The following is a 20,471-nucleotide window of genomic DNA, read 5'->3' as shown; positions in this document are numbered from 1 at the left end:
CCGGCCCAACGTCAAGAGGAACTTTCGTGGACAAGACAGCGACCACCCCGCAGGCCTTGCGGCGGACCAACCTCAGGGCGGTCCTGGAGGTCATGCGGGACGCCGGCGCCATGACGGGAACGGACTTGATCGAAGCCACCGGGCTGACCAGGGCGACCGTGATAGCGGTTTGTGACGACCTGATCCGCCGCGGTTGGGTCCGCGAACTGGAGGGCGACCGGAGCACAGGCAGCCAGAAGGGCCGGCCGGCACGGCGGTTCGAGTTCAACGCTTCCGCAGGGTGCGTTCTGGGGCTCGATGTCGGCATGGCCACGGTCACCGTCCTGGTCGCCGGTCTCACGGGACAGATGCTCGGCCGGGCCGCGGAGCGCTTCAGCAAGACCGCCGATGAGGCCGAACGACGCGCCACCATTGCCCGGACTGCGGAGCGCGCCCTGGCAGAAGCCAGCTTGCCGCACTCCGCCGTGCTCGCCGTCGGGATCGGGTTGTCCACCGCGGTGGACCGCCACGGCAACATCACCAAGGGCCTGCAGTTGAGTGAGCATTTCGACATCGGCCTGCAGACGGAACTGTGGAAAGAGCACGGCTGGCCGGTCCTGCTGGAGAACGACGCGAACCTCGCCGCCCTGGGCGAGCACTGGCGCGGCGTCGGCGCCGGAGTCGACGATCTTGCGGTCATGCTGGCCGGGGAGCGCCTTGGCACCGGACTCATCGAATCCGGCAGGTTACTCCACGGCAGCAACGGCGGTGCCGGCGAAGTAGGCACGCTGGAACTGGTCGACGGCGTGGGCAGCCAGGACGGCATCGCCCGGCTCGCCCGGCATTGGGGCACCGCGGCGCTGGCCGAAGGAAAGGCGACCCTGATCCGGGAGTTGGTGGGCCCGGACACCACGCGCGTCTCCGCAAGGTTTGTGTTCGAGGCGGCCGCCAAGAACGACCCCGTGGCGCAGGAGATCCTGGAACGCATCGGCCGCCGCATGGCACGCGTCATCTCCCTGCTCGGCACCTTCCTGAACCCGGAACTGGTGGTCATCGGCGGCGCCGTCTCCGCCTCGGCGACTGCGCTGTTGCCGACCATCAACGCGGAACTTCCACGGCTGACCGGGACCCCGCCCCGCGTCGCCGTCTCCGAGCTGGGCGACGCCATCGTCGCCACGGGTGCCGTCCGGCTCGCTCTGGCCTATGTGGAAGAAAACGCGCTGGCCCTCACTCCGGCCGGCGCCGGGCAGGGTGTCGGAGCGTAAGACATTTGCCCGCGGCAACGGCTTTTTTGGTACAGAACGTCTGCTTCCGGGCCTCGGCTCTGGCCGATCGGCAGGCTGTCGGTTAGGTTCGAATTTGGCCATTGGTTTTTCCCAACCAATGGCCTCGCGCTGCCCGGCCCCAACCGGCGGCGCGATCATTCGCCTAACCTTTGGAGGACATGCAGTGACGCACTACCCCAAGCTCCAGCGCGGCTCCCGGCCCAAGCGGTACCGCACTCTCGCGGCCGCCGCAGCCATCGCCGTCGTACTCCCCTTCGGTTCGCTTGCCCCTGCGGTGGCGGACGCGAACTTCCCCTCGCCCGAGGGACAGACCAATATTTCGAGCATCCTCACCTACTCTGACGTGGTGGCCGAACTGCAGAAGCTCGAGCAGACCAGCCGCTACAACGTGGACGCCTTCACGCTGGAAGAGGTCGGCATGCAGGTGAGCACGTCCGAGCAGGGCCGCGACCTGTATGTGGCAACGGTCGGCAGCGGCGAGGAACACGTGTGGGTGCAGGGCCGGATCCACGGCAACGAGCCCTACGGCACGGACTCGGTCCTGACGCTGCTCAAGGACCTGGGCAGCAACGGTTCAGCGGACTACTCGCTGCTGCGCGAGAAGTTCACCTTCCACTTCATCCCGATGTACAACCCGGACGGATCGGAGGCGAACATCCGCCACACGGTCCTTTGGGACCAGGAGACGGACGCACCGGAGCTGAGTGCGGACGGCAAACAGCAGCGGATCGACCTGAACCGGGACTGGACCGCGGACGGCTTTGTGGCCGATGAGTCGCTGGCGTTCTACGAGTACTGGGCCACGGTCAAGCCGGACTTCGGTATCGACATCCACCACCAGGGCCTGAAGAAGGAATGGGGAACCGGCGATGATGTCACGCTCTCGCTGGGCATCTCGCTGGCACCCGGCGGGCCCACGCTGCCCGGGATAGAGAACGGCGCGTACGACGTGCTGACCCGCCAGATGCACGTCTATGTCTACGACCAGTTGGCCAAGTACGGCTCCATCAACATGGACCGCTACCAGGTGGGCGACGGCTACGAAATCGACATCAAGGGCGGGGTGGTTTCGGCCATGATGCTCGGCCTCAACTACCAGGACCTCAACCCGGAGGGCCACTCCAACCCGGTGGTGTTCTTCGAGACATCCGGCAACACCTCCGACGGCAGTCTCGGCCAAAAGGCCCGCGGCAAGTCCATCCGGCAGAACGTGCTGGCGATGAAGGAACTGCTGCTGGGCCTGGCCACCGGTGAAGTGCAGCAGGCCGACGCCGAGCGCTGGGAAGACATCCCGCACCAGCCTGTCAACGGCTACCAGACGGACTACGCCGGAGTCATCCCGGTCCCGTAGGTCCGCTCGCATCGCTCCAAACCACTAACAACGACGGCGGACGGCCGGCTAGGGTGCCGTACGTCCGCCGCCGGCCATTGTGCTCTGAATTGCCAGGCTCTACGGTGCATGAACCGCATTCCAAACCGCAGGAGCGGGTATGGGCAGCATCCGCAAACGGAGTGGGCGGACGCCATTGCATTTTCCGGCCGCCTTCATCTCCGCCTGTGCGGCCGCTTGCTTCCTCGCCGTCGGAATCTGCTTGGCAGCCTTCGGGACCGGGGCCACGGAACCGGCAATCCCTGGGCAGGACCGCGGTTCGGCGGACCACGCCTTTGCGGCAGTAGACGCCTATTTGCAGGAACAGATTGATGCCATCGGGATTCCGGCAGTCTCCATCGCCATCATCAAAGACGGCCGGCAAGTACACCAGGCGGCGTTCGGCAGCGCCGATGACTCGGGGCGACCAATGACCGCGCAGACGCCGGTACTTCTGGCGTCGACCAGCAAATCCCTGACCGCCATCACCGTGATGCAGCAGGTGGAGGCCGGCCGGCTGGAGCTGGACGAACCTGTGCAGACATACCTGCCATGGTTCAGCATGAGTGACAACCGCGCGGCCGGAATCACCGTCCGCCATCTGCTCCACCAGACCAGCGGACTGTCCACGGCTGACGGTTCGGCTTTCGGAGCCTCGGACAGCCAGGATCCTGACGCGCTGGAACAAGGCGTGCGGGATTTGTCCGGCGCCAGCCTGGCTCACACTCCGGGAGAAAGGTTCACCTATTCCAATGCCAACTACAACATCCTCGGCCTCTTGGTGCAGACGGTTTCCGGCCAGCCGTTCGGGGACTATATGCAGGATCATGTGTTCGCGCCCCTGGACATGGCCAACAGCCACACCACGCGGGCAGCCGCACGCGCGGACAACCTGGCGTCAGGCTACTCGCTGTGGTTCGGCACCTGGTGGCGGCAGACGGACGTGCCGGCAGCGGTGACAGGGATGCCCTCGACCACCATGTACTCATCGGCTCAGGATCTCGGCCACGAGTTGATCGCCCTGCTGGACAACGGCGTCTACCTGGACCGCCGCATCCTCCGACCGGAAAGCGTGGAGACGCTGCTGACACCCCGGGTCCGTGTGGACGAGTCCAAAAGGTACGCCATGGCGTGGTTTGCCCGACCCCTGCTGGAATCGACCAGCCTGGACGCACCGCCCCCAGCGGACGGCGATCTGCCGTTACTACTGGAGCACCAAGGTGAATGGGGCAACACGCACACCTATCAAGCCCTGGTTCCGTCCTCCGGACTGGGCCTCGCCCTGCTCATCAATGGGAATGACACATCCGCGCCATCTCGGCTCCAGGCGTTGGACAGCAACATCCTTCGCATTCTCCACGGGCAACCTCCCGAGCCCCTGACCGCGCGGGAGGACTGGCTGCAGCAGTCCGGTTGGGCCGTCGCCCTGGGCCTGCTGTTCGCTGAACTGGCGAGCCTTGCGCTGGTACTCCGCTTCCTGGCACAAAAACACACTGTTTCGACCAGCAGCATTGCCCGGCAGCGACGGATGATTATCCTCTGGACTGTCGGGGCAATGGCTCTCGATACTTTCCTCATCTGGTTGGCTTTTGTTTACGCGCCGGCCAGGTTCGAAACCTATCTGGCCGTCATCATCCACCAGTTTCCCGACGTCGGTGCCGCGCTCGTACCGGCGCTGACGTTGGCCATCGTCTGCCCGCTCCCCAGGACCGCCTGGCTGCTCTCCCGGCTACGGATGCCCCGCCCCGACTCTTGACCGCGCAACCCACCGGATTTACAGTTAAGGAACTTATTAATTAAGGAGTTGCTTACGTGGCTGCATCGGACGAGCTAAGTGTTGTTTTTGCGGCACTCGCCGACCCTACGAGGAGGGCTATCCTGTCGCGGCTGCGACAAGGGCCAACCACCGTAGGTGAGCTCGCCGAGCCTTTCTCGATGAGCCGGCCGGCGATCTCGCAGCACCTTCGCGTCCTGCAGAACGCCGGGCTCATCGAACGCACCACGAGCGCGCAGTGGCGCACCTGCAACCTGCGCACTGAACCCCTCGACGACGTTTCGGCCTGGATCGACCATCACCGTGGTCTCTGGAACGAGCGTTTCGATCTGCTGGACGAGCGGCTCCGCGAACTGAAGGAGAGGTCATCCGATGGTTGACCAGACCACAACCCAGGAAAAGCAGTTCACCATTACCCGCGTCTTCGACGCGCCCCGCGAGGCTATCTGGCACGCATGGACGGACCCGGATGAAGCCGCACATTGGTGGCACCCGCGCGAGGTCCGGACGCCGCGTGAGTCTGTGCGCGTGGACCTGCGCGTTGGCGGCAGCTACGAGTACACGATGATCGCCCCGGACAACAGCGAGTACCCCACCGCCGGGGAGTACCTGGAGGTCGTCGAACCCGAGCGGCTGGTCTTCACTTGGGGCAGCCCAGGCGACGACCGGGAGCAAGCGCCGGTCATCACCGTCACCCTCGCCGAACTCGACAGCAACCGGACCGAAATGACGTTCCACCTGCGCGGCATGGACGGCAAACCCGGCGACGGCTTTGTCTACGATGGTTGGGACGAGGCGTTCGACGCCTTGCTCGAGCACCTCGACTGAACTAGAGCTTCGGTCCTTACTTAATTCAGCTGGTTGATCGGCTCGCCCTTGGAGAAGGCGAGGATGTCGTCGAGCATCTGGGTGTAGCCGAGCCGGTGGGCGCGCTGTGTCACGAACCCGATATGGGGACTCAGGATCAGGTTGGGCGCGGACCTGAGCGGGCTGTCTGCCGGCAGCGGTTCCACCTCGAAGACGTCGAGCGCGGCTGCTGCAATGCGTCCCTCGCTGAGCGCGCGGACCAGCGCCGCCTCGTCCACCAGCGGGCCGCGGGATGTGTTGACCAGCCGCCCCTCCGGGCCGAGCATCTCCAGCTCGGCGGCGCCGACGATCCCGCGCACAGCGTCCGACAGCCGCAGGTGGATGCTGACAATGTCGCCGCGGAGGAACAGTTCCGACTTGGTCACCAGTTCGACGCCGTGTTCGGCCGCGCGTTCCTCGGTCAGGTGCGGGCTCCAGGCGATGACCTTCATGCCGAAGACCTCGGCGTAGCGGGCCATCAGCGAGCCGAGCTTGCCCAGCCCCAGCAGGCCGAGGGTGGCCCCGCCAAGGTCGGTCCCGATCCCGGCCTGCCACTTGCCGTTGCGGATATCGCGATCGTTCTGCGGGATGTCCCGTGCCACGGCCATGATCAGCGCCCAGGCCAGTTCCGCCGTCGCGTTGGTGGACTGCCGGGTGCCGCAGACGGCAATGCCAAGCCGCTTGGCCGCTTCCAGAGCGATCGAAGCGTTGGCCATTCCGGTGGTGGTGATCAGGCGCAACCGGGGCAGCCGCTCCAGCAGTTCCGCCGTCATGGGCGTCCGCTCACGCATGACAACAACGACGTCGGCATCGCGCAGCCGTTCGGCGAGCGCGTCCGGATCGTCGAGGTGGTCGGTGAACCGTTCGACACTCGCCTCCGGCGGGAGCTGCTCCCACGGGGCGCTGGCCAAAGCGACATCTTGGTAGTCATCCAGAATCACGATCTTCACGCTGCCCAGCGTAGCGCCCCGCCTTCCCCGAGGCGCGGCTGCGCAAATTAGACTGGGCGGGTCCGGCATTTTCACCGCCTGTCCTGACAGCTGGGAGTCCACCATGCGCGCCCTCACGAAGACTGCTCCTGCTGCCACAGGCGTCGCGCTGCTGGGCCTTGCCTTGCTCACCGGTTGCACCGCCGGGGAGGAAACGGATGGCACGTCCGGTGCCCCGCCGTCGTCGTCTGTTGTTGCCAGCAGTCCGGCCCGCGCGTCCGGGGAAGCATCGCCGTCACCCGGCGCGCCCACGACCTCCGCTCCCCCGGCTCCCGAGGGCGAGGAACTGGACCGCCTGAACCAGCAACTACAGCAGGCCGCCGCCGACAACGACGCCGGGCAGATTGCCGACCTGCTGGACCGGGGCGCAGAGCTGGAACACCGCAACGCGGAGGGCCGCACGCCGCTGGTCATCGCCACCAAGGCGAACAACGTCGACGCCGCACGCATGCTCATCGAGGCCGGCGCCGATGTGAACGCAAAGGACAACATCGACGATTCCGCTTTTCTGTACGCCGGAGCCGAGGGCTTCGACGAGATCCTGCAGCTGACGCTGGAGCACGGTGCGGATCTGTCCAGCACCAACCGCTTCGGCGGAACGGCGCTCATCCCGGCCTGCGAACACGCGCACACCTCGACCGTTCGGATCCTCATTGACGCCGGCGTCGACGTCGACCATGTGAACACTCCCGGCTGGACGTGCCTGCTCGAAGCCGTGGTTTTTGGCACCGGCAGTGAGGCGTACCAGGACACGGTCCGTGAGGTCATCGCCGCCGGCGCGGACCTCAACATTCCCGACGCCAACGGGGTGACTGCACTGCAGCACGCGGAGGCATTGGGCCAGATGGAGGTTGCTGCGCTGCTCCGGCAAGCCCGCGCGCGCTGACTTCCGCAGCGCCTGCACCTGGCACCTGCATCTAGCGGTTGTTTCTTCCAGAAAACTCTCAACATGTGACCAAATGGTCACCTATCATTAACGCGTGGACGTTGTGTTTAAGGCCCTCGCAGATCCGACCCGCCGAGCCTTGTTGGACGAGCTCTTCCGCGAGGATGGGCAGACACTCAGCGCCCTTGAAGCGCAGTTCGATATCACGCGCTTCGGTGTCATGAAGCACCTGAAACAGCTCGAGGAAGCAGGCCTGGTGGTCACGCGGCGCAGAGGCCGCGAAAAGCTTCATTTCCTGAATCCGGTGCCGATCCGGCTCATCCATGACCGGTGGATGGGCAAGTATGCACAACCGTGGGCCGCTGGCCTCAGCGAGCTCAAGACACGATTGGAAACTCCGATGGAAAAGATCTTCGAGATCTACATCCGCACCACCCCGGCACGGCTGTGGGAAGCGATCACGGACAGCGAGACCAGAAGCAAGTACATCTTCGGCAACCGGATCGAAACCGACTGGCAGGTTGGCTCGAGCTACCGGATGACGAATCCCAAGGCCGACGGGCCGCTGAGCGAAGGCAAAATCCTGGAAATCGATCCGCCGCGACGCCTCGTGCAGAGCATGCGCGCGCTCTGGGGCGAGGATGTCGAGGCCGAAGGCACGTCCCGGATCACGTGGGAAATCGAGCAGGTGGCGGACTCCTGCCGGCTGACCGTCACCCACGACCAGCTGCCCGAGGGCGCCAACGAGCAGCTGTACGGCGGCTGGCCGATGATCCTCTCCGGACTGAAGACCTGGCTGGAGACCGGCGAAGTGCTCACCACACCGGGATCCCTTATGTACACGTGATCCGCGGAAGCGGTTCCTAGTCGCTCAGCTCGGGATCGCCCGTTAGCCATCCATCCCGGCGGCAAGAAGTTCCTTCAGACCGTCCCGGAACTTGACCTTGCCGCCGTGGGCCGGATGGCGCACTTTGGGAACGGACAGGCCGCTGGCGCTGACGCTGCGGAATCCCACGTTTCCTACCGCAACAACGGACTCCACCGCGAACAGCTTCGCCAGGTCCTGCCAGAACGGGCGTCCGGCCACTGCTTCGGCGGCCGACGGCGTGCGGTTCGACAGCGGCCGGTCGGGCTGATGAGAATGCAGCGGATAGGCACTCCAGAGCAGCGGCAGGAAGTCCAGGCCGGCGAGCACGTCCCACATCACCGTCGCCGTAGGTTCGGCGGCAACCGAGGCCGCCTCGGCCGGCAGGACGTATCCCCTGTCCGGCCCGAACAGCCCGAAGTAGCCCTCGCGGCTTTGAAGGATGTCGCGGTTGGTGAACGGAACTCCGGTCATCCGCATGCCTCGGTAGCCGGGTGCCTCCCCCACCAGCAGGACTTTGGGCTGGCGTTCCAGCATGTCCTGCAGGTACAGCTGCAGATTGCGCCGTCGCACGGCGTTCTCCGGCCTGGAGTGGTCGAAGAAGTTGCAACTGCTCGCCCCGACGGGCAATCGGGCAAGCTTTTCGATGAAGACCTGGATGTCCTGCGCGCCTCTGGCCAAATTCCTCAAGTCCTCCCGCCCGTTGCAACGCAGCGCAGCCACTTAGGCGAGCACGCCGTCGTTCATTGTTCTGACTCCTCAACCATAGTGTCCGGCGGTGGCCAGGTGGCCTGCCCTGCTCCAATATGGGAGTCTGAAGCATGGTCGACGTCACCACCGAAATACTCATCGCTGCGCCGTGCAAGACGGTTGCCGAATACGCGGCTGCCCCGGACAACGCCCCGGAGTGGTACCAGAACATAGCCTCGGCCCGCTGGGAAACGCCCCCTCCGCTCGCAGTTGGATCCCGCATAGCCTTCGACGCCGCCTTCCTCGGCCGCCACCTCTCCTACACCTACGAGATCGTCGAGTTCCGCCCGCTCGAAAAACTGGTGATGCGCACCGCCCAGGGTCCCTTTCCGATGCAGACCACCTACACCTGGACCGAGGTGGACGGGGCCAGCACACGGATGACCCTGCGGAACAACGGCGAACCAGTCGGCTTCTCCCGGCTGGCTGCACCCTTCATGGGGATGATGATGAGGAAGGCCAACCGCAAGGACCTGGTCCGGATCAAGTCGATTCTCGAAGCACGTCCCGCTTCCGCCTGAGCGCCAGCGCCACAGGCACCACGTCCCGGTGGCCGCCGGCTCCCAGTATTCGTCGCCCTAAAATGGCCTGCTCCATCACGACGCACAGTTCGTCGTTACCGGCAGCGTCAATAACAGCTCTTTGATTCGATTGAAGGCAGTCCCTGATGGCCTTTTCGACGTCTTCCAGGCCGTACAGTCACAATCGCAGGGCGGATGCGGTTTGCTGCGTCACGGCGTGGGCATACCACCGTTCACGTTGAGAGTTTCGCCGATGGTGAAGCTTGATTCACCCGAGGCGAGATAGACATAGGCCGGTGCCAGTTCGGCTGGCTGCCCTGAGCGGCCGAGCGGGTTGTCTTTGCCGTATTCGGGCAGCTTCTCGGGAGGAAAACCCTGGCTAACCTGTAAAGCTGTCCAAGTCGGGCCTGGTGCAACGGCGTTAACACGAATGCCACGCGGGGCCAATTGCTGGGCCAGTGCTTTCGAAAAATTGTTGATCGCACCCTTGGTCGTTGCATAGTCGAGCAAAAACGGTAGTTGATTGTAGGCTTCAAGAGAGGCCGTACAGATGATGGTTGAGCCGGGCTTGAGATGTGGAACCGCGGCCTTAGCCAGCCAGAACATGGCAAACACGTTCGTGTGCATGGTGTCCTCGAATTGCTCGTCGCTGAGGTCCTCGATTTTTTCCACGAAGACTTGTTTGCCTGCGTTGCTCACGACGATGTCCAAGCCGCCCAGGCCGTCAACGGCCGCATCAACGAGGCGGTGGCAGTAGTCCTTGTTTTTCAGATCGCCGGGGAAAGCGACAGCGGTGCGGCCAGCTTCCTCGATCAGGGCAACGATGTGGCGTGCATCTTGTTCTTCTTCGGGAAGGTAGGAGATTGCGACATCTGCGCCCTCTCGTGCGAAAGCGATTGCTACGGCCCCGCCAATGCCGGAGTCGCCTCCGGTTATAAGTGCCTTGCGCCCTTGAAGGCGGCCGGACCCGCGGTAGCTGTTCTCGCCTAGGTCGGGTACCGGAGTCATTTTTGCTTGGACCGCGGGTTCGGGCTGTTGCTGTACGGGTGGGGAGATGGATGGATACAGGGTCCTGGGATCAGCGAACGAGTACTGGTCAGGAGACATGATGGTCCTCTCATCGTGACGATACGGGGTTAAATGGTGGCCACTGAGCCGGAGTCCACACGGTAGTTGGAGCCGTTGACGAAGCTCGCGGCGTCGGAGCAGAGGAAGGTGATGACATTGGCAACTTCGTCGGGATTGCCGCGGCGCTTCAAGTCGATGTGCGGACGCTCTTCTTCGAGGAAGCTCTCGATTGCGTCCGTGACCGGGATGCCTAGCTCGGCAGCCCGTTTCTCCATCATCGCGTCGGTCATGGGCGTATGGATGAAGGCCGGGGAAACGCTGTTTACCAGCAGTCCCTCCAACGCATAACTGCGCGAGAGGCCCTTGGCCAGCGCGAGGATGCCGGCTTTTGCGGAGCAGTACGGCAACTCGTTCTCGTACGGCTGAACACCGTCCTCCGATGCGACAAACACGATCCGGCCCCAGCCGCCTTTACGAAGCGACGGTAGAAATTCGCTGACGAGCCGCACCGGGCCCATCAGATTCACCAGCAGGGTATCCGTCCAGCCTTCGTCCGTGAGTTCGTGGAAAAGACCTTGGGCGCCGGTGATGCCTGCGGACTGAACGAGGATGTCAATATCGCCTACAGCTTCGGTTACCCGTTCGCCCAGCAAGGCGATCGAAGCAGTATCCGTGATGTCGGCCGGGATGGCGTACAGCTGGCCTGGTTTGGCTTCAAGTCTCTGGGCAGCCGCGTTCAGCTGATCCTCGTACTGGTCGGTGATGACGACAGTGGCGCCCTCGTTGAGCAATTGGCGGGCGGTGTGCCAGCCAATACCCGAATCCGCGCCGGTGACGAGTGCAACTCTGCCTTCTATGCCCAGGTCCATTAATCGACCATACGCGAAACTGCACGGGCTGCAAGGCTTTACATAGGCGGTGGCACATGCTGTGGTGGACCGATGGGCAGCGTCCTGGGGGTTCCGGAGGTTTTCAGGGATAGCCGGGCAATTCTGGGCGAAAGCCTGGTGTGGGATCCGGACGGTGTGGAGCCGGCAATGATCTGGTGCGATATCTCAGCAGGAAGCATCCACAGAAGCGGGCTCGGCGGGCCAAGCGACGGATCAGCCGATCGTGTCATCACGTTGCCTCCCCCGGTTGCATCTCTTTCACCGGCAGAAATTGCAGGCGGAGCGGGGTTCGTGGTGTCGCTTGAAGACCGCATCATCGTGACAGATGCCTCGGGCAGTCTGATCCGGACCCTGGCCATCATTGAGCACGCCCATAGCGGCCTGCGCCTCAATGAGGGAAAAGTCGATCCCGCCGGCCGGTGGGTGACCGGCTCAATGAACGTCACCGGAGCGGACCCGGTCGGCGCGTTTTATTCTGTCACCCGCGATGGCGACCTGCGTCTTCTGCGCGGAGGCATCGGCGTCGCGAACGGACTGGAATGGTCGCTCGACGGCCGGAGAATTTATTTCACGGACACGAGTGTCGGCACGATCTACACCGGTACCTATGGTCCCGAGGGTGAAATCCGTGATGTCGGAACGTTCATTGAAGATGGTCCGCACGACGGGCTCACGATCGATACGGACGGCAATTTTTGGGGCGCGATGTACGGGCGCGGACAAGTCGTACATTACGATTCAACCGGCCGGAAAATGTTCGCCATCGAGATCCCGGTGCCAAACGTCACCTCCGTCGCGTTCGGCGGGCCCGGCCTTTCGACCCTGTATATCGCGAGTGCACGAGAGAACCTGACCGAAGCACAGCTTGAGGCGTATCCATTATCCGGTGATGTATTTCGTATTCAGACCAATACTCGCGGACGCCTGCCCTATCCCTTCATTGTCCGCAGTTGAGTTCCTCAAGTGTGATCGCCGCGTTGATGAGTGCGAGGTGGCTAAGTCCCTGGGGCAGGTTGCCCAAAAACAACAGGTTCTGGGGGTCGATCATCTCGGAATACAGGCCGACGTCGTTGGCCATGTTGACGATGCCGTTCATAAGTGAGACTGCTTCACTGCAGCGGCCGACACAGGCAAGTGCTGACACCATCCAGAACGAGCACGCAACAAAAGCACCCTCCTCCCGGGCGGCCTCGGTGTAGCGGTGCATGAGTAGACCGTTGCCAAGCTCGGCCTGTATCACATCGATGGTCGAGGACATCCGCCAGGTCCGGTCAAAGCCGCTGGCCGCATGCAGCAGTACCGAAGCGTCGAGGCTATCGCCGCCTGCCCAAGCAACAAAACTCTGCCGCTTCTCGGACCAGCAGTTTTCGAGTATCCACTCGTGAATGGCTTCCGATTCCGATAGCCAGTGTTCGGAATCTCCCGGAATCTGACCCATTTCACCTAAACGCGCTGCTTCCTTCAGAGCCTGCCAGCATCCCATTTTCGAGGAGGTGAAGTGCCGCTGCTCCGGCAGCTCCCATATGCCGGAATCCTGCTGCCGCCATATTCCTGTCACCTCATTGGCCAGGGCGGCCAGCATCGAGCCGGTTCGTTCATCAAGGACATTTCCTGCCTCAACGAACACGCGCATGACATTGAACAGGTCTCCGTATACGCCCAACTGCAACTGATCGACCGCTCGGTTTCCGGACGCGACCGGACCGATCCGGCGCCATCCCGGGGCATCACGGACGCGCACATCGTCTGGGATGCTGCCGTCCAAGGTGTAAAGAATACTGAGTCCTGGACCGTTCTCCCTGATCGCGTCCAGAAGCCAGACTACGGCGGCATGTGTTTCTTCACGCAGCCCGAAACGGACCAAGGATCGAACCATGTAGGCGATATCCCGCACCCACGCGAAACGGTAGTCCCAGTTTTTGCCGCCCCCGAGGCTCTCCGGAAGCGAAGTTGTCGCGGCCGCAGCAATCGCACCGGTGGGCTCATACATCAAGAGCTTGAGGGCCAGTGCGCTGCGTTGCACCGCGGCCGCCCAAGGACCACGGTAATTGAAATCACGTGACCAGGACTGCCACGTCTCGATCGTGCGGTCCAGCCCCTCGTCAGTCAGCTTGGGCACCGGCAAATGCAGCGGTTCATCTTCGGTTGCAGCAACTGTAATGAGGTGACGGGACTTAGAGGTTGTTGTAAAGGTTCCGGCGATTTCGCGTCTCCCGCCGGACTCCGGAACGTGCGCTATACCCCGCACCACCATCATTAGACCGCCAACCCGGATGACCTCGCCATGCACGGTGGTGTCCACCCATGGGGATGCCGTCGAAAAGCGCGTTCCCGGGGCAACACACCATCGAAAGCGCACCTCACCATCGACTCCTTCAACGCGCCGGGCCAGCTCCACCCACGGCAATCTGCCCGCGAATCCGTTCACGAGAGCATCGGTAACGCGTGCAGTACCGGCATCGGTTGTAAAAGTGGTTTCGAGTACATTGGTCCCGTCCACATAGCGACGATCCACCGTGAAGGGCTCAGTCGGCTTCAGTTCCATACGACCGCCTTCACACGCATCGAGCAGGCGTGCGAAGGCAGGTGCGGAATCCAGATCTGGTATGGGCAACCAGTCGATCGCACCATCAAGTGCTATGAGCGCAACCGTTCGCCCATTGCCAATCGCCGCATAGGATGACAAATCCCCATAACCGCCCTCACGTTGCGCTGGCATCGACATATGCCCAGCATCGTTGGTCCACCGTTAGATCACAAGCTCTAATCACCCTGTGAGGGAGGACGACGGCGGCAGCCCACCTGCCGCCGTCGTCCTCCTTTCTTTCCTTTTGCTGCCTGCCCTTCCCGCGAGGCGACTATGCTCCTGCTATGGCGGGGAGCAGCGGGCCGATCGATAACGACGTTTACAACCGGCTGGGTGGTTCCTGGTGGGATGAAGACAATCCGCTCAATCTGTTGCACGGGAGCCTCACTCCCGGACGGATGTCCTACTTCAGTGAGGTCCTGCAGCGCGAGCTTGGAGATGAGGACGGAAGCGTGGCCACGACAGGCTTCCTGGCTGGTGGTTCAGCCGTTGCGCAGCCGATCGGGGCAGGGCTGAAAGCGCTCGATGTGGGCTGCGGGGCGGGTTTGCTGGCTGAGGAGTTTGCGCGGCTGGGGTTCGACGTCGTGGGTGTGGATCCGTCCGCCGTCGCTATTGAAGCGGCACGGGTGCATGCGGAAAAGAGCGGGCTCCGGATCCGCTACCAAGTGGGTACCGGCGAACTGCTGCCGGTGGAGGACGGGACGTTCGACGTCGTTTACTGCTGCGATGTACTCGAGCATGTCGCCGATCTACCGCGGGTCTTGGCCGAGACCACCCGGGTGATGAAACCGGGTGGGCTGTACCTGTTCGACACCATCAATCGGACCGCCACGAGCAAGATCCTGGCCATCAAGTTTATGCAGGAGTGGCCGCTCACCCGGATCATTGACACGGAGCTCCACGTCTGGGAGAAGTTCATCAAACCACGCGAGCTGGCCGCCCTATTAATAGGTAACGGACTGCAGCCGGCAGGCCTGTCCGGTCTGGCACCGCGCGCGAATCCGCTGGCCATGCTGAGTGGTTTCGTCCAAGCCCGGCGGGGCCGCATCACCTACGGCGAGCTCAGCCGAAGGCTGGACTTCGGGCAGGTGCGGCAGACGTCCCTCTCCTATATGGGGTACGCGGTGAAGCACCGGGACTCGGAACCAAATGTGCAGTCCGAGGCCGGCGAATGAGGCTACAGGAACTGACGGATCGGATCGAGCGGCTTGCCGCTGCAACTACGGATACCCCTGAGCAGGCGGCTGAGGATGACGCGGCTGCCCCGCGCAGGCGGACCATTATCGGGATCGTCGGCGAACCTGGCGCGGGCAAAACCACCCTCGCGGAAAACCTGCTGGCGCTGCTCAATGCAGGCACTCCCGATCCCGAGCAGCAGCAGTTCGCCCACGTCCCGATGGACGGCTTCCACCTCGCCGACGCCGTATTGGAACGGCTGGGGCTGTTGCACCGGAAGGGCGCGCCGGAGACCTTCGATGTGTATGGCTATGCCGAGCTTCTCCGGCGGCTTCGGCGCGACCGGCACAACGCCGTCTATGCTCCAGGTTTCGAACGGACCCTCGAACAACCATTGGCAGGCCTGGTCCCGGTCTTCCCGGCAGCACACACGGTGCTCACCGAAGGTAACTACCTCCTGCTGGATGAACCCGGCTGGCGGAAAGTCAGGGAACAGTGCACGGAGGTCTGGTACGTCGAGCAGGACGACCGGCTGCGCATCCGCCAGCTGGTTGAGCGGCACATCGCCTTCGGCAAATCGCCGGAAGCCGCCGAAGCCTGGGTGCGCGATGTGGACCAGCCTAACGCCGGCCTGGTTCGTGCCATGCGGGATCGGGCAGACTTGGTTTTCGAGCTGCAATAGGCGTGGCTGGTCCTCGATCTGTCACTTATCCACAGCGGTTCCCAAACCGTCTTAGGGAGTGGGTAGGGTCGAAGCCATGAAACATCAGCTGGATTGGCTCGTTCCGTTACTGCTCGTGCCAATCAGCTATATGGCAGGAGTGCTGCTTCATATTTGGATTGACTCGGCCGGAGGGGACGATTTTGCGACGCTCCTCCTCCTCTTCGATCTCTTGGCAGCGCTTTTGGCGGCAGTGGGTCCGATAATTGCCGGCTGTTTCCTGGTCCGCGCGCTGTACCGCCGCTTCCGGGCCTGGCGCCGCAGCAAGGGCCACTTCACCAAGGCCGAACGGCACCGGCGCGACGTTGAGGCTGGCTACGCGTTCGGTTACCACAAAGCCCAGGTACTGGCGCGTGGTCTGGCCGCCGGGGCCGCTCCTCCTCACATCGATTTGTGGAATGTTCCGCTGTTCGCAGGCGAGGTGGCCTACTACCAGTGCAACGCCACGTATGCCCGGTACTACGGCTTGGACGGATCGTACACGCACGTTTCCGGTTTCTACTGGGGCCGCCCGGCCTTCATCCTCGGTGGCCTTGCCGCCCAGGGGCTTCTGAACTCATCCCGCCGCAAGGCTGCCGCCGCGGCGTCCATGGAATGCTGGCGCGAGCAGCAGTTCATTCCGGTCATCGTCACATCGCACCGCTTCATCTGCTGCGTCAACGGGCAGTGGACTTCCTTTGACCATGGTGCTGTTAACGCTTGGTACCCCGAACCGGACAATTCCAGTCTTGTGCTCCATTACCAAGGCCTGCCCCCTGTCCTGTTTGCCGGTTCGGAAAGCCCGGTGTTATCAGTCCTCACGACCTATGTGCTCAGCGGACAAAACGGCGTAACCATCAATCCTGGTCTGCAGTCCTTGCACCGGGGCCAGTTGCGCGAGTGGGAAGCCGTAGCCAGCGGACGGAGCTGACGCAGGGGTGCTGAACTGGCAGCGCCCGGCCGCCGATTTCCTGGCTGTTCCGTCATGCGAGGTCATGTGGCGTCACGCTGCTGACGCACGAGGTCACTGCGGTTCAGAAATATTTCCTGCCCTCGGAAGCGCCGGTAGATTCCTCAGTACGTCCCCAAAGGACGGTAACTGCCACGAGGCGACGCAAGCTTCGTTGAACACTAGCCGGTGAGTGCAGTCCCCGAATGTTCGGGTGCCTCCGGCGAGCCGTTTAACGGGCCGGACGGAAGAACCCGAGAACATGACATTACGCAAAGCCCCCTGGGCACCCACGGCCCTTGCCGCCGTCGTTGTCCTGGCCCTGGCCGGTTGCGGCGGCGCCGCGAGCGCCCAGCCCGATGAGGCCGACACCTTTGTTTTCGCCACCGGCAAGGACATCTCCTGCCTGGATCCCCACGTCAACGGGGACATGCCGCAGGCGTCGCTCGCCGCCAACTACCTTGATTCGCTGGTCTCGCAGGACAAGGAAGGCAAGATCCGGCCATGGCTGGCCGAGTCCTGGGAGGTCTCGGCGGACGGACTGACCTATACCTTCACGGTCCGCGACGATGTCTACTTCACCGACGGCACCAAGTTCACGGCCGAGGCGGTCAAGGCGAACCTGGACCACATGGTGGATCCGGACACGCAGTCCGGCACCGCCGGCGGCTACCTCAAGCCCTATGAGAGCACCGAGGTCATCAACGAAACCACGGCGCGGGTCACCCTGAACCGGCCGTATGCGGCTTTCCTGGAAGTGCTGGCCCAGCCGTTCCTCGGCATCGAATCCCCCACCGCGCTCAAGCGGCCGCAGGCGGAGAACTGCATTTCTCCCGTGGGCACCGGCCCATACAAGATTGTGGACTACATTCCGCAGTCCAAGGTCTCGCTGGTGCGCAATGAGGACTACAACTCGGCCCCGCCGTTCGCCCAGCACCAGGGTCCGGCGCACATCAAGAACCTGGAATGGCTGATCGTGCCGGAGGATTCCACCCGGTACGGCCTGCTGCGCGCAGGCCAGGTGGACGCGCTGGACCTGATGCCGTCGGTGCATTTCGCCGAGGCGGAGGCGGATAAGAAGGTGCAGCTGGTGCTGCAGGACAGGCCGGGCAACCCGACCAACCTGATGCTCAACACCACACGCGCCCCGTTCGACGACATCAAGGTGCGCAAGGCGTTCCTGCACAGCGTGTATGTGGAGGCCGGCATCGACAGTGTCTATTTCGGGACGGTGACCAAGGCCGGCGGACCGCTGGCCAGCACCACCGGCTTCTACTCGCCCGAGTTCGAGGACGCCTATCTCCCGGATCCGGTAGAAGCGGACCGGCTGCTGGACGAGGCCGGCTGGACCGGGCGGGACGAGCAGGGCTACCGGACCAAGGACGGCAAGCGGCTGACCGTGGTCCTGCCCTACACCCCGGCGGCCTGGCCCACGGCGCACGCGGCACTGGTCACGCAGATCCAGGCCAGCGCCAAGCAGCGCGGCTTTGACGTGCGGATCGAGAACCAGGACTTCGCGTCGTCGTCGGAAAAGTACAACAACTTCGAATACGACCTGCGCGCCGGCTACTGGAACACCAACACGGCGGACGTGCTGCGGATCGTCTTCTCCACCGAGTACATGAAGTCCGCCGGCTTCGTCCCCAATGGCTCCGGCTTCAGCAACAAGGAGTTCGACAGGATCGTCAACGAGGCACTGGCCACCGATGATCCGGACATCCGCGCCGACCTGTACTACCGGGCCCAGCAGATTGTCAGCGAGAACGCTCTCCAGCTTCCGCTCTACAACCAGACCAGCCAGCTGGCCCTGCGCCAGGACCGGTTCGCCAACCTGACGCTGGAACCGAGCCTGTCCCTCCCCTACATCTACGACGTCACGGCGGTGAACGCATCATGAGCACGGCAACGCAGACAGCCCGCACTTCGCATACGGAAATTCCACGAACGACGGCGACAGCCGGCTCCACGGGGCAGGTGATCCTCAAGCGCGCGGCCGGCAGCCTCTTTGTCCTCTGGGCCGCGGTGACGCTGACGTTCTTTGTCCTGCGTCTGGTGCCCGGCGATCCGGTCACCACCATCCTGGGCGGACACAGCGCCGCCCCGTCCGCCGAAACCGTGGCCGCGGTCGAGGCGCAGTACGGGCTGGACCAGCCGGTACTCCTCCAGTACGTCAACTACCTGGCAGGGCTGGCCACCGGCAACTTCGGCACCTCGTACGTGTTCAAGGTTCCGGTGCTGGACATCCTCGGCCCGCAGATCCTGCCCACGTTCCAGCTGGCCGGCCTGGCGCTGGTCTTCGCCTGGGCCATCGCGCTGGCATTCACCCTGCTGACCGTGGGACGCGGCCGGGTGCTGGACGGCGTAGGCCGCGGCATCGAGGTCTTCTTCGCCGCGCTGCCGCCGTTCTGGGTGGGCATCATGCTGGCCGTGGTCTTCGCCGTCATCCTGGGCTGGTTCCCGGTGGCCGGCGACGACGGCTTCAAGTCCCTGGTGCTCCCGGCCCTGGCGCTGGGCATTCCGCTGGCCGGCTTCATCGCCCAGGTCACCCGCTCCTCCTTCGAGGAGGCGCTGGCCCAGCCGTTTGTGCTCTCCGCACGGGCCCGCGGCCTGTCCGATCTGGCCGTCCGCGTGGGCCACGCGCTGCGGCATGCCATCCTGCCGGGGCTGACGCTCTCAGCCTGGGCGGTCGGCTCGCTGGTCAGCTCGGCCGTGGTCGCGGAGATCATCTTCGCCCGCCCCGGCCTGGGCCGCTCCCTGGTGGACGCCATCATCAACCGGGACCTGCCCATCACCCTGGCCGTGGTGTTCATCATCGCCACGGTCTACATCCTCGTGAACCTGGTGGTCGACGTGCTGTACCGCGTGATCGATCCCCGCACCAATGACAAGGGGGCCGGCGCATGAGCGTGGCACTTGAACCCACTACCACCCGGACGCCGCTGCCCGGCGGCGGCCAGCCCGGCAACCAGCCTGACGGCGGCCGTGGCCGGACCCGCACCACCGGCCTGCTCGCCGCAGTGCTGCGGGGCCTCCGCGGCACCCCGATCGGCGTGTGGATTGCCGCGGCGGTCCTGGCCTTCCTGGTGCTGGCCGCCGTCGTTCCTTCGCTGTTGACGGTCAAGGACCCCTACATCATCGACCCGGCCGGCGCCTTCACCGCGCCGAACGCGGAGCATCTCTTCGGCACCGACCAGAACGGGCGCGACGTCTTCTCCCGCGTCATCGCCGGCACCGGGCAGTCCCTGCTGCTGGGGCTGGCCGCCACCGCCATCGGGCTGGTGCTCGGCGGACTGCTCGGCATCACCGCCGGGGTCTCCGGCAAGTGGCTGGACTCGGCGATCTGCCGATTCGTGGAGATCCTCTTCGCCTTCCCCGGCCTGCTGCTGGCGCTGATTGTCATCGCCGTTTCGGGCACCGGCGTGGTCACCGCGGCGATCGCCGTCGGCGTGGGCACGGCCCCGGGTTACGCCCGCATGCTCCGCACGCAGACGCTGCAGGTCATCGCCGCGCCCTATGTGGAGACCGCGCGCTCGCTGGGCCGATCCCGGCAGCACATCCTGTGGCACACCATCGTTCCCAACGTGATCCGGCCGCTGTTTGTGCTGGCCACCCTGGGCGTGGGGCAGGCGATTGTCTGGGCTTCCTCGCTGAGCTTCCTCGGCCTGGGCGCCCAGCCGCCGGCCGCCGAGTGGGGCGCGATGCTGGCGGACGGGCGCAACTACATCCAGATCGCCTGGTGGATCGCCGCCTTCCCCGGCATCTTCATCACCCTCGCCGCGCTGACCACCACCGTGGTGGGGCGTCACCTGCAGCAGCGGCTCGAAGCAGAGGTTTAG

The 20,471-nt window shown here is 64.1% G+C and carries 20 protein-coding genes; 15 read left to right on the top strand and 5 right to left on the bottom strand.

What is annotated here, in order from left to right; translation table 11 throughout:
* Nucleotides 1–26 precede the first annotated feature (26 nt).
* The 5 genes from B0G38_RS17115 (at nt 27) to B0G38_RS17095 (ending at nt 5,236) form a co-directional block, all read left to right on the top strand.
* Entirely contained in the window at nt 27–1,244 is a 1,218-nt protein-coding gene (locus B0G38_RS17115; RefSeq protein ID WP_264670526.1) for an ROK family transcriptional regulator, read from the top strand.
* 184 nt (nt 1,245–1,428) lie between these two features.
* A complete protein-coding gene (locus tag B0G38_RS17110; RefSeq protein WP_264670525.1) occupies nt 1,429–2,616 on the top strand; it encodes a M14 family zinc carboxypeptidase in 1,188 nt (395 codons plus the stop codon).
* 139 nt (nt 2,617–2,755) lie between these two features.
* On the top strand, nt 2,756–4,390 hold the full coding sequence (locus B0G38_RS17105; RefSeq protein ID WP_264670524.1) for a serine hydrolase domain-containing protein: 1,635 nt from the start codon (nt 2,756–2,758) through the stop codon (nt 4,388–4,390).
* Nucleotides 4,391–4,446: 56 nt separating this feature from the next.
* On the top strand, nt 4,447–4,788 hold the full coding sequence (locus B0G38_RS17100) for an ArsR/SmtB family transcription factor (RefSeq protein ID WP_264670523.1): 342 nt from the start codon (nt 4,447–4,449) through the stop codon (nt 4,786–4,788).
* On the top strand, nt 4,781–5,236 hold the full coding sequence (locus B0G38_RS17095; protein ID WP_264670522.1) for an SRPBCC family protein: 456 nt from the start codon (nt 4,781–4,783) through the stop codon (nt 5,234–5,236). The genes B0G38_RS17100 and B0G38_RS17095 overlap by 8 nt, the downstream gene beginning before the upstream one ends.
* A 20-nt stretch (nt 5,237–5,256) precedes the next feature.
* Here the strand turns inward: B0G38_RS17095 and B0G38_RS17090 are convergent, their stop codons facing one another.
* Nucleotides 5,257–6,204 (bottom strand): D-2-hydroxyacid dehydrogenase family protein, encoded by a 948-nt coding sequence (locus B0G38_RS17090; RefSeq protein ID WP_264670521.1) that lies wholly within the window; start codon nt 6,202–6,204, stop codon nt 5,257–5,259.
* A 103-nt stretch (nt 6,205–6,307) separates the two neighbouring features.
* Here B0G38_RS17090 and B0G38_RS17085 point away from each other — a divergent pair, with 103 nt between their 5' ends.
* Both B0G38_RS17085 and B0G38_RS17080 read left to right on the top strand, forming a co-directional pair.
* The gene (locus tag B0G38_RS17085) at nt 6,308–7,129 is read left to right on the top strand and encodes an ankyrin repeat domain-containing protein (RefSeq protein ID WP_264670520.1); all 822 of its coding nucleotides are present in this window, start codon (nt 6,308–6,310) and stop codon (nt 7,127–7,129) included.
* A gap of 94 nt (nt 7,130–7,223) precedes the next feature.
* Nucleotides 7,224–7,976 (top strand): ArsR/SmtB family transcription factor, encoded by a 753-nt coding sequence (locus B0G38_RS17080; protein ID WP_264670519.1) that lies wholly within the window; start codon nt 7,224–7,226, stop codon nt 7,974–7,976.
* Between the two features lie 42 nt (nt 7,977–8,018).
* On the opposite strand, the gene B0G38_RS17075 is transcribed toward B0G38_RS17080, so the two are convergent.
* The gene (locus tag B0G38_RS17075) at nt 8,019–8,675 is read right to left on the bottom strand and encodes a uracil-DNA glycosylase (RefSeq protein WP_264670518.1); all 657 of its coding nucleotides are present in this window, start codon (nt 8,673–8,675) and stop codon (nt 8,019–8,021) included.
* 140 nt (nt 8,676–8,815) lie between these two features.
* Here B0G38_RS17075 and B0G38_RS17070 point away from each other — a divergent pair, with 140 nt between their 5' ends.
* Nucleotides 8,816–9,265, top strand: a complete 450-nt coding sequence (locus B0G38_RS17070; protein ID WP_264670517.1) for an SRPBCC family protein — start codon at nt 8,816–8,818, stop codon at nt 9,263–9,265.
* A gap of 210 nt (nt 9,266–9,475) precedes the next feature.
* Here B0G38_RS17070 and B0G38_RS17065 read toward each other — a convergent pair whose 3' ends face one another.
* The gene (locus tag B0G38_RS17065) at nt 9,476–10,372 is read right to left on the bottom strand and encodes an SDR family oxidoreductase (protein ID WP_264670516.1); all 897 of its coding nucleotides are present in this window, start codon (nt 10,370–10,372) and stop codon (nt 9,476–9,478) included.
* 29 nt (nt 10,373–10,401) lie between these two features.
* Complete coding sequence (locus tag B0G38_RS17060) at nt 10,402–11,202, bottom strand: SDR family NAD(P)-dependent oxidoreductase (protein WP_264670515.1); 801 nt, start codon at nt 11,200–11,202, stop codon at nt 10,402–10,404.
* Between the two features lie 72 nt (nt 11,203–11,274).
* Here B0G38_RS17060 and B0G38_RS17055 point away from each other — a divergent pair, with 72 nt between their 5' ends.
* Nucleotides 11,275–12,177 carry an SMP-30/gluconolactonase/LRE family protein gene (locus B0G38_RS17055; protein WP_264670514.1) on the top strand — a complete coding sequence of 301 codons (903 nt, stop codon included), beginning with the start codon at nt 11,275–11,277 and terminating at the stop codon, nt 12,175–12,177.
* On the opposite strand, the gene B0G38_RS17050 is transcribed toward B0G38_RS17055, so the two are convergent.
* Entirely contained in the window at nt 12,161–13,942 is a 1,782-nt protein-coding gene (locus tag B0G38_RS17050) for a glycoside hydrolase family 15 protein (RefSeq protein WP_264670593.1), read from the bottom strand. The two genes, B0G38_RS17055 and B0G38_RS17050, sit on opposite strands and share 17 nt — an antisense overlap.
* A 152-nt stretch (nt 13,943–14,094) precedes the next feature.
* On the opposite strand from B0G38_RS17050, the gene ubiG reads away from it, so the two are divergent.
* The 6 genes from ubiG to B0G38_RS17020 all read left to right on the top strand — a co-directional run bounded on the left by ubiG (nt 14,095) and on the right by B0G38_RS17020 (nt 20,471).
* Nucleotides 14,095–14,985, top strand: coding sequence for a bifunctional 2-polyprenyl-6-hydroxyphenol methylase/3-demethylubiquinol 3-O-methyltransferase UbiG (gene ubiG / locus B0G38_RS17045; RefSeq protein ID WP_264670513.1), 891 nt, complete (start codon nt 14,095–14,097; stop codon nt 14,983–14,985).
* The gene (locus B0G38_RS17040; protein ID WP_264670512.1) at nt 14,982–15,668 is read left to right on the top strand and encodes a nucleoside/nucleotide kinase family protein; all 687 of its coding nucleotides are present in this window, start codon (nt 14,982–14,984) and stop codon (nt 15,666–15,668) included. The genes ubiG and B0G38_RS17040 overlap by 4 nt, the downstream gene beginning before the upstream one ends.
* A gap of 76 nt (nt 15,669–15,744) precedes the next feature.
* Nucleotides 15,745–16,617: a hypothetical protein gene (locus B0G38_RS17035; RefSeq protein WP_264670511.1), complete on the top strand. Its 873-nt coding sequence runs from the start codon at nt 15,745–15,747 to the stop codon at nt 16,615–16,617.
* 280 nt (nt 16,618–16,897) lie between these two features.
* Nucleotides 16,898–18,532: an ABC transporter substrate-binding protein gene (locus B0G38_RS17030; protein WP_264670510.1), complete on the top strand. Its 1,635-nt coding sequence runs from the start codon at nt 16,898–16,900 to the stop codon at nt 18,530–18,532.
* Nucleotides 18,529–19,539: an ABC transporter permease gene (locus B0G38_RS17025; RefSeq protein WP_264670509.1), complete on the top strand. Its 1,011-nt coding sequence runs from the start codon at nt 18,529–18,531 to the stop codon at nt 19,537–19,539. The genes B0G38_RS17030 and B0G38_RS17025 overlap by 4 nt, the downstream gene beginning before the upstream one ends.
* Nucleotides 19,536–20,471, top strand: a complete 936-nt coding sequence (locus tag B0G38_RS17020; protein ID WP_264670508.1) for an ABC transporter permease — start codon at nt 19,536–19,538, stop codon at nt 20,469–20,471. The genes B0G38_RS17025 and B0G38_RS17020 overlap by 4 nt, the downstream gene beginning before the upstream one ends.

Source organism: Crystallibacter permensis (assembly GCF_025960875.1).
In the GTDB taxonomy this organism is placed as follows: Bacteria; Actinomycetota; Actinomycetes; order Actinomycetales; family Micrococcaceae; genus Crystallibacter; species Crystallibacter permensis.
Note: the sequence above shows the minus strand (reverse complement) of the source record. Positions and strands in the feature narration are given on the sequence as shown.

Coding starts and splice junctions, on each gene's coding strand:
- B0G38_RS17105 (WP_264670524.1), top strand. CDS start 2,756: ATGGGCAGCATCCGCAAACGGAGTGGGCGGACGCCATTGCATTTTCCG.
- B0G38_RS17095 (WP_264670522.1), top strand. CDS start 4,781: ATGGTTGACCAGACCACAACCCAGGAAAAGCAGTTCACCATTACCCGC.
- B0G38_RS17085 (WP_264670520.1), top strand. CDS start 6,308: ATGCGCGCCCTCACGAAGACTGCTCCTGCTGCCACAGGCGTCGCGCTG.
- B0G38_RS17070 (WP_264670517.1), top strand. CDS start 8,816: ATGGTCGACGTCACCACCGAAATACTCATCGCTGCGCCGTGCAAGACG.
- B0G38_RS17065 (WP_264670516.1), bottom strand. CDS start 10,372: ATGTCTCCTGACCAGTACTCGTTCGCTGATCCCAGGACCCTGTATCCA.
- B0G38_RS17060 (WP_264670515.1), bottom strand. CDS start 11,202: ATGGACCTGGGCATAGAAGGCAGAGTTGCACTCGTCACCGGCGCGGAT.
- B0G38_RS17055 (WP_264670514.1), top strand. CDS start 11,275: ATGGGCAGCGTCCTGGGGGTTCCGGAGGTTTTCAGGGATAGCCGGGCA.
- B0G38_RS17050 (WP_264670593.1), bottom strand. CDS start 13,942: ATGCCAGCGCAACGTGAGGGCGGTTATGGGGATTTGTCATCCTATGCG.
- ubiG (WP_264670513.1), top strand. CDS start 14,095: ATGGCGGGGAGCAGCGGGCCGATCGATAACGACGTTTACAACCGGCTG.
- B0G38_RS17040 (WP_264670512.1), top strand. CDS start 14,982: ATGAGGCTACAGGAACTGACGGATCGGATCGAGCGGCTTGCCGCTGCA.
- B0G38_RS17035 (WP_264670511.1), top strand. CDS start 15,745: ATGAAACATCAGCTGGATTGGCTCGTTCCGTTACTGCTCGTGCCAATC.
- B0G38_RS17030 (WP_264670510.1), top strand. CDS start 16,898: ATGACATTACGCAAAGCCCCCTGGGCACCCACGGCCCTTGCCGCCGTC.
- B0G38_RS17025 (WP_264670509.1), top strand. CDS start 18,529: ATGAGCACGGCAACGCAGACAGCCCGCACTTCGCATACGGAAATTCCA.
- B0G38_RS17020 (WP_264670508.1), top strand. CDS start 19,536: ATGAGCGTGGCACTTGAACCCACTACCACCCGGACGCCGCTGCCCGGC.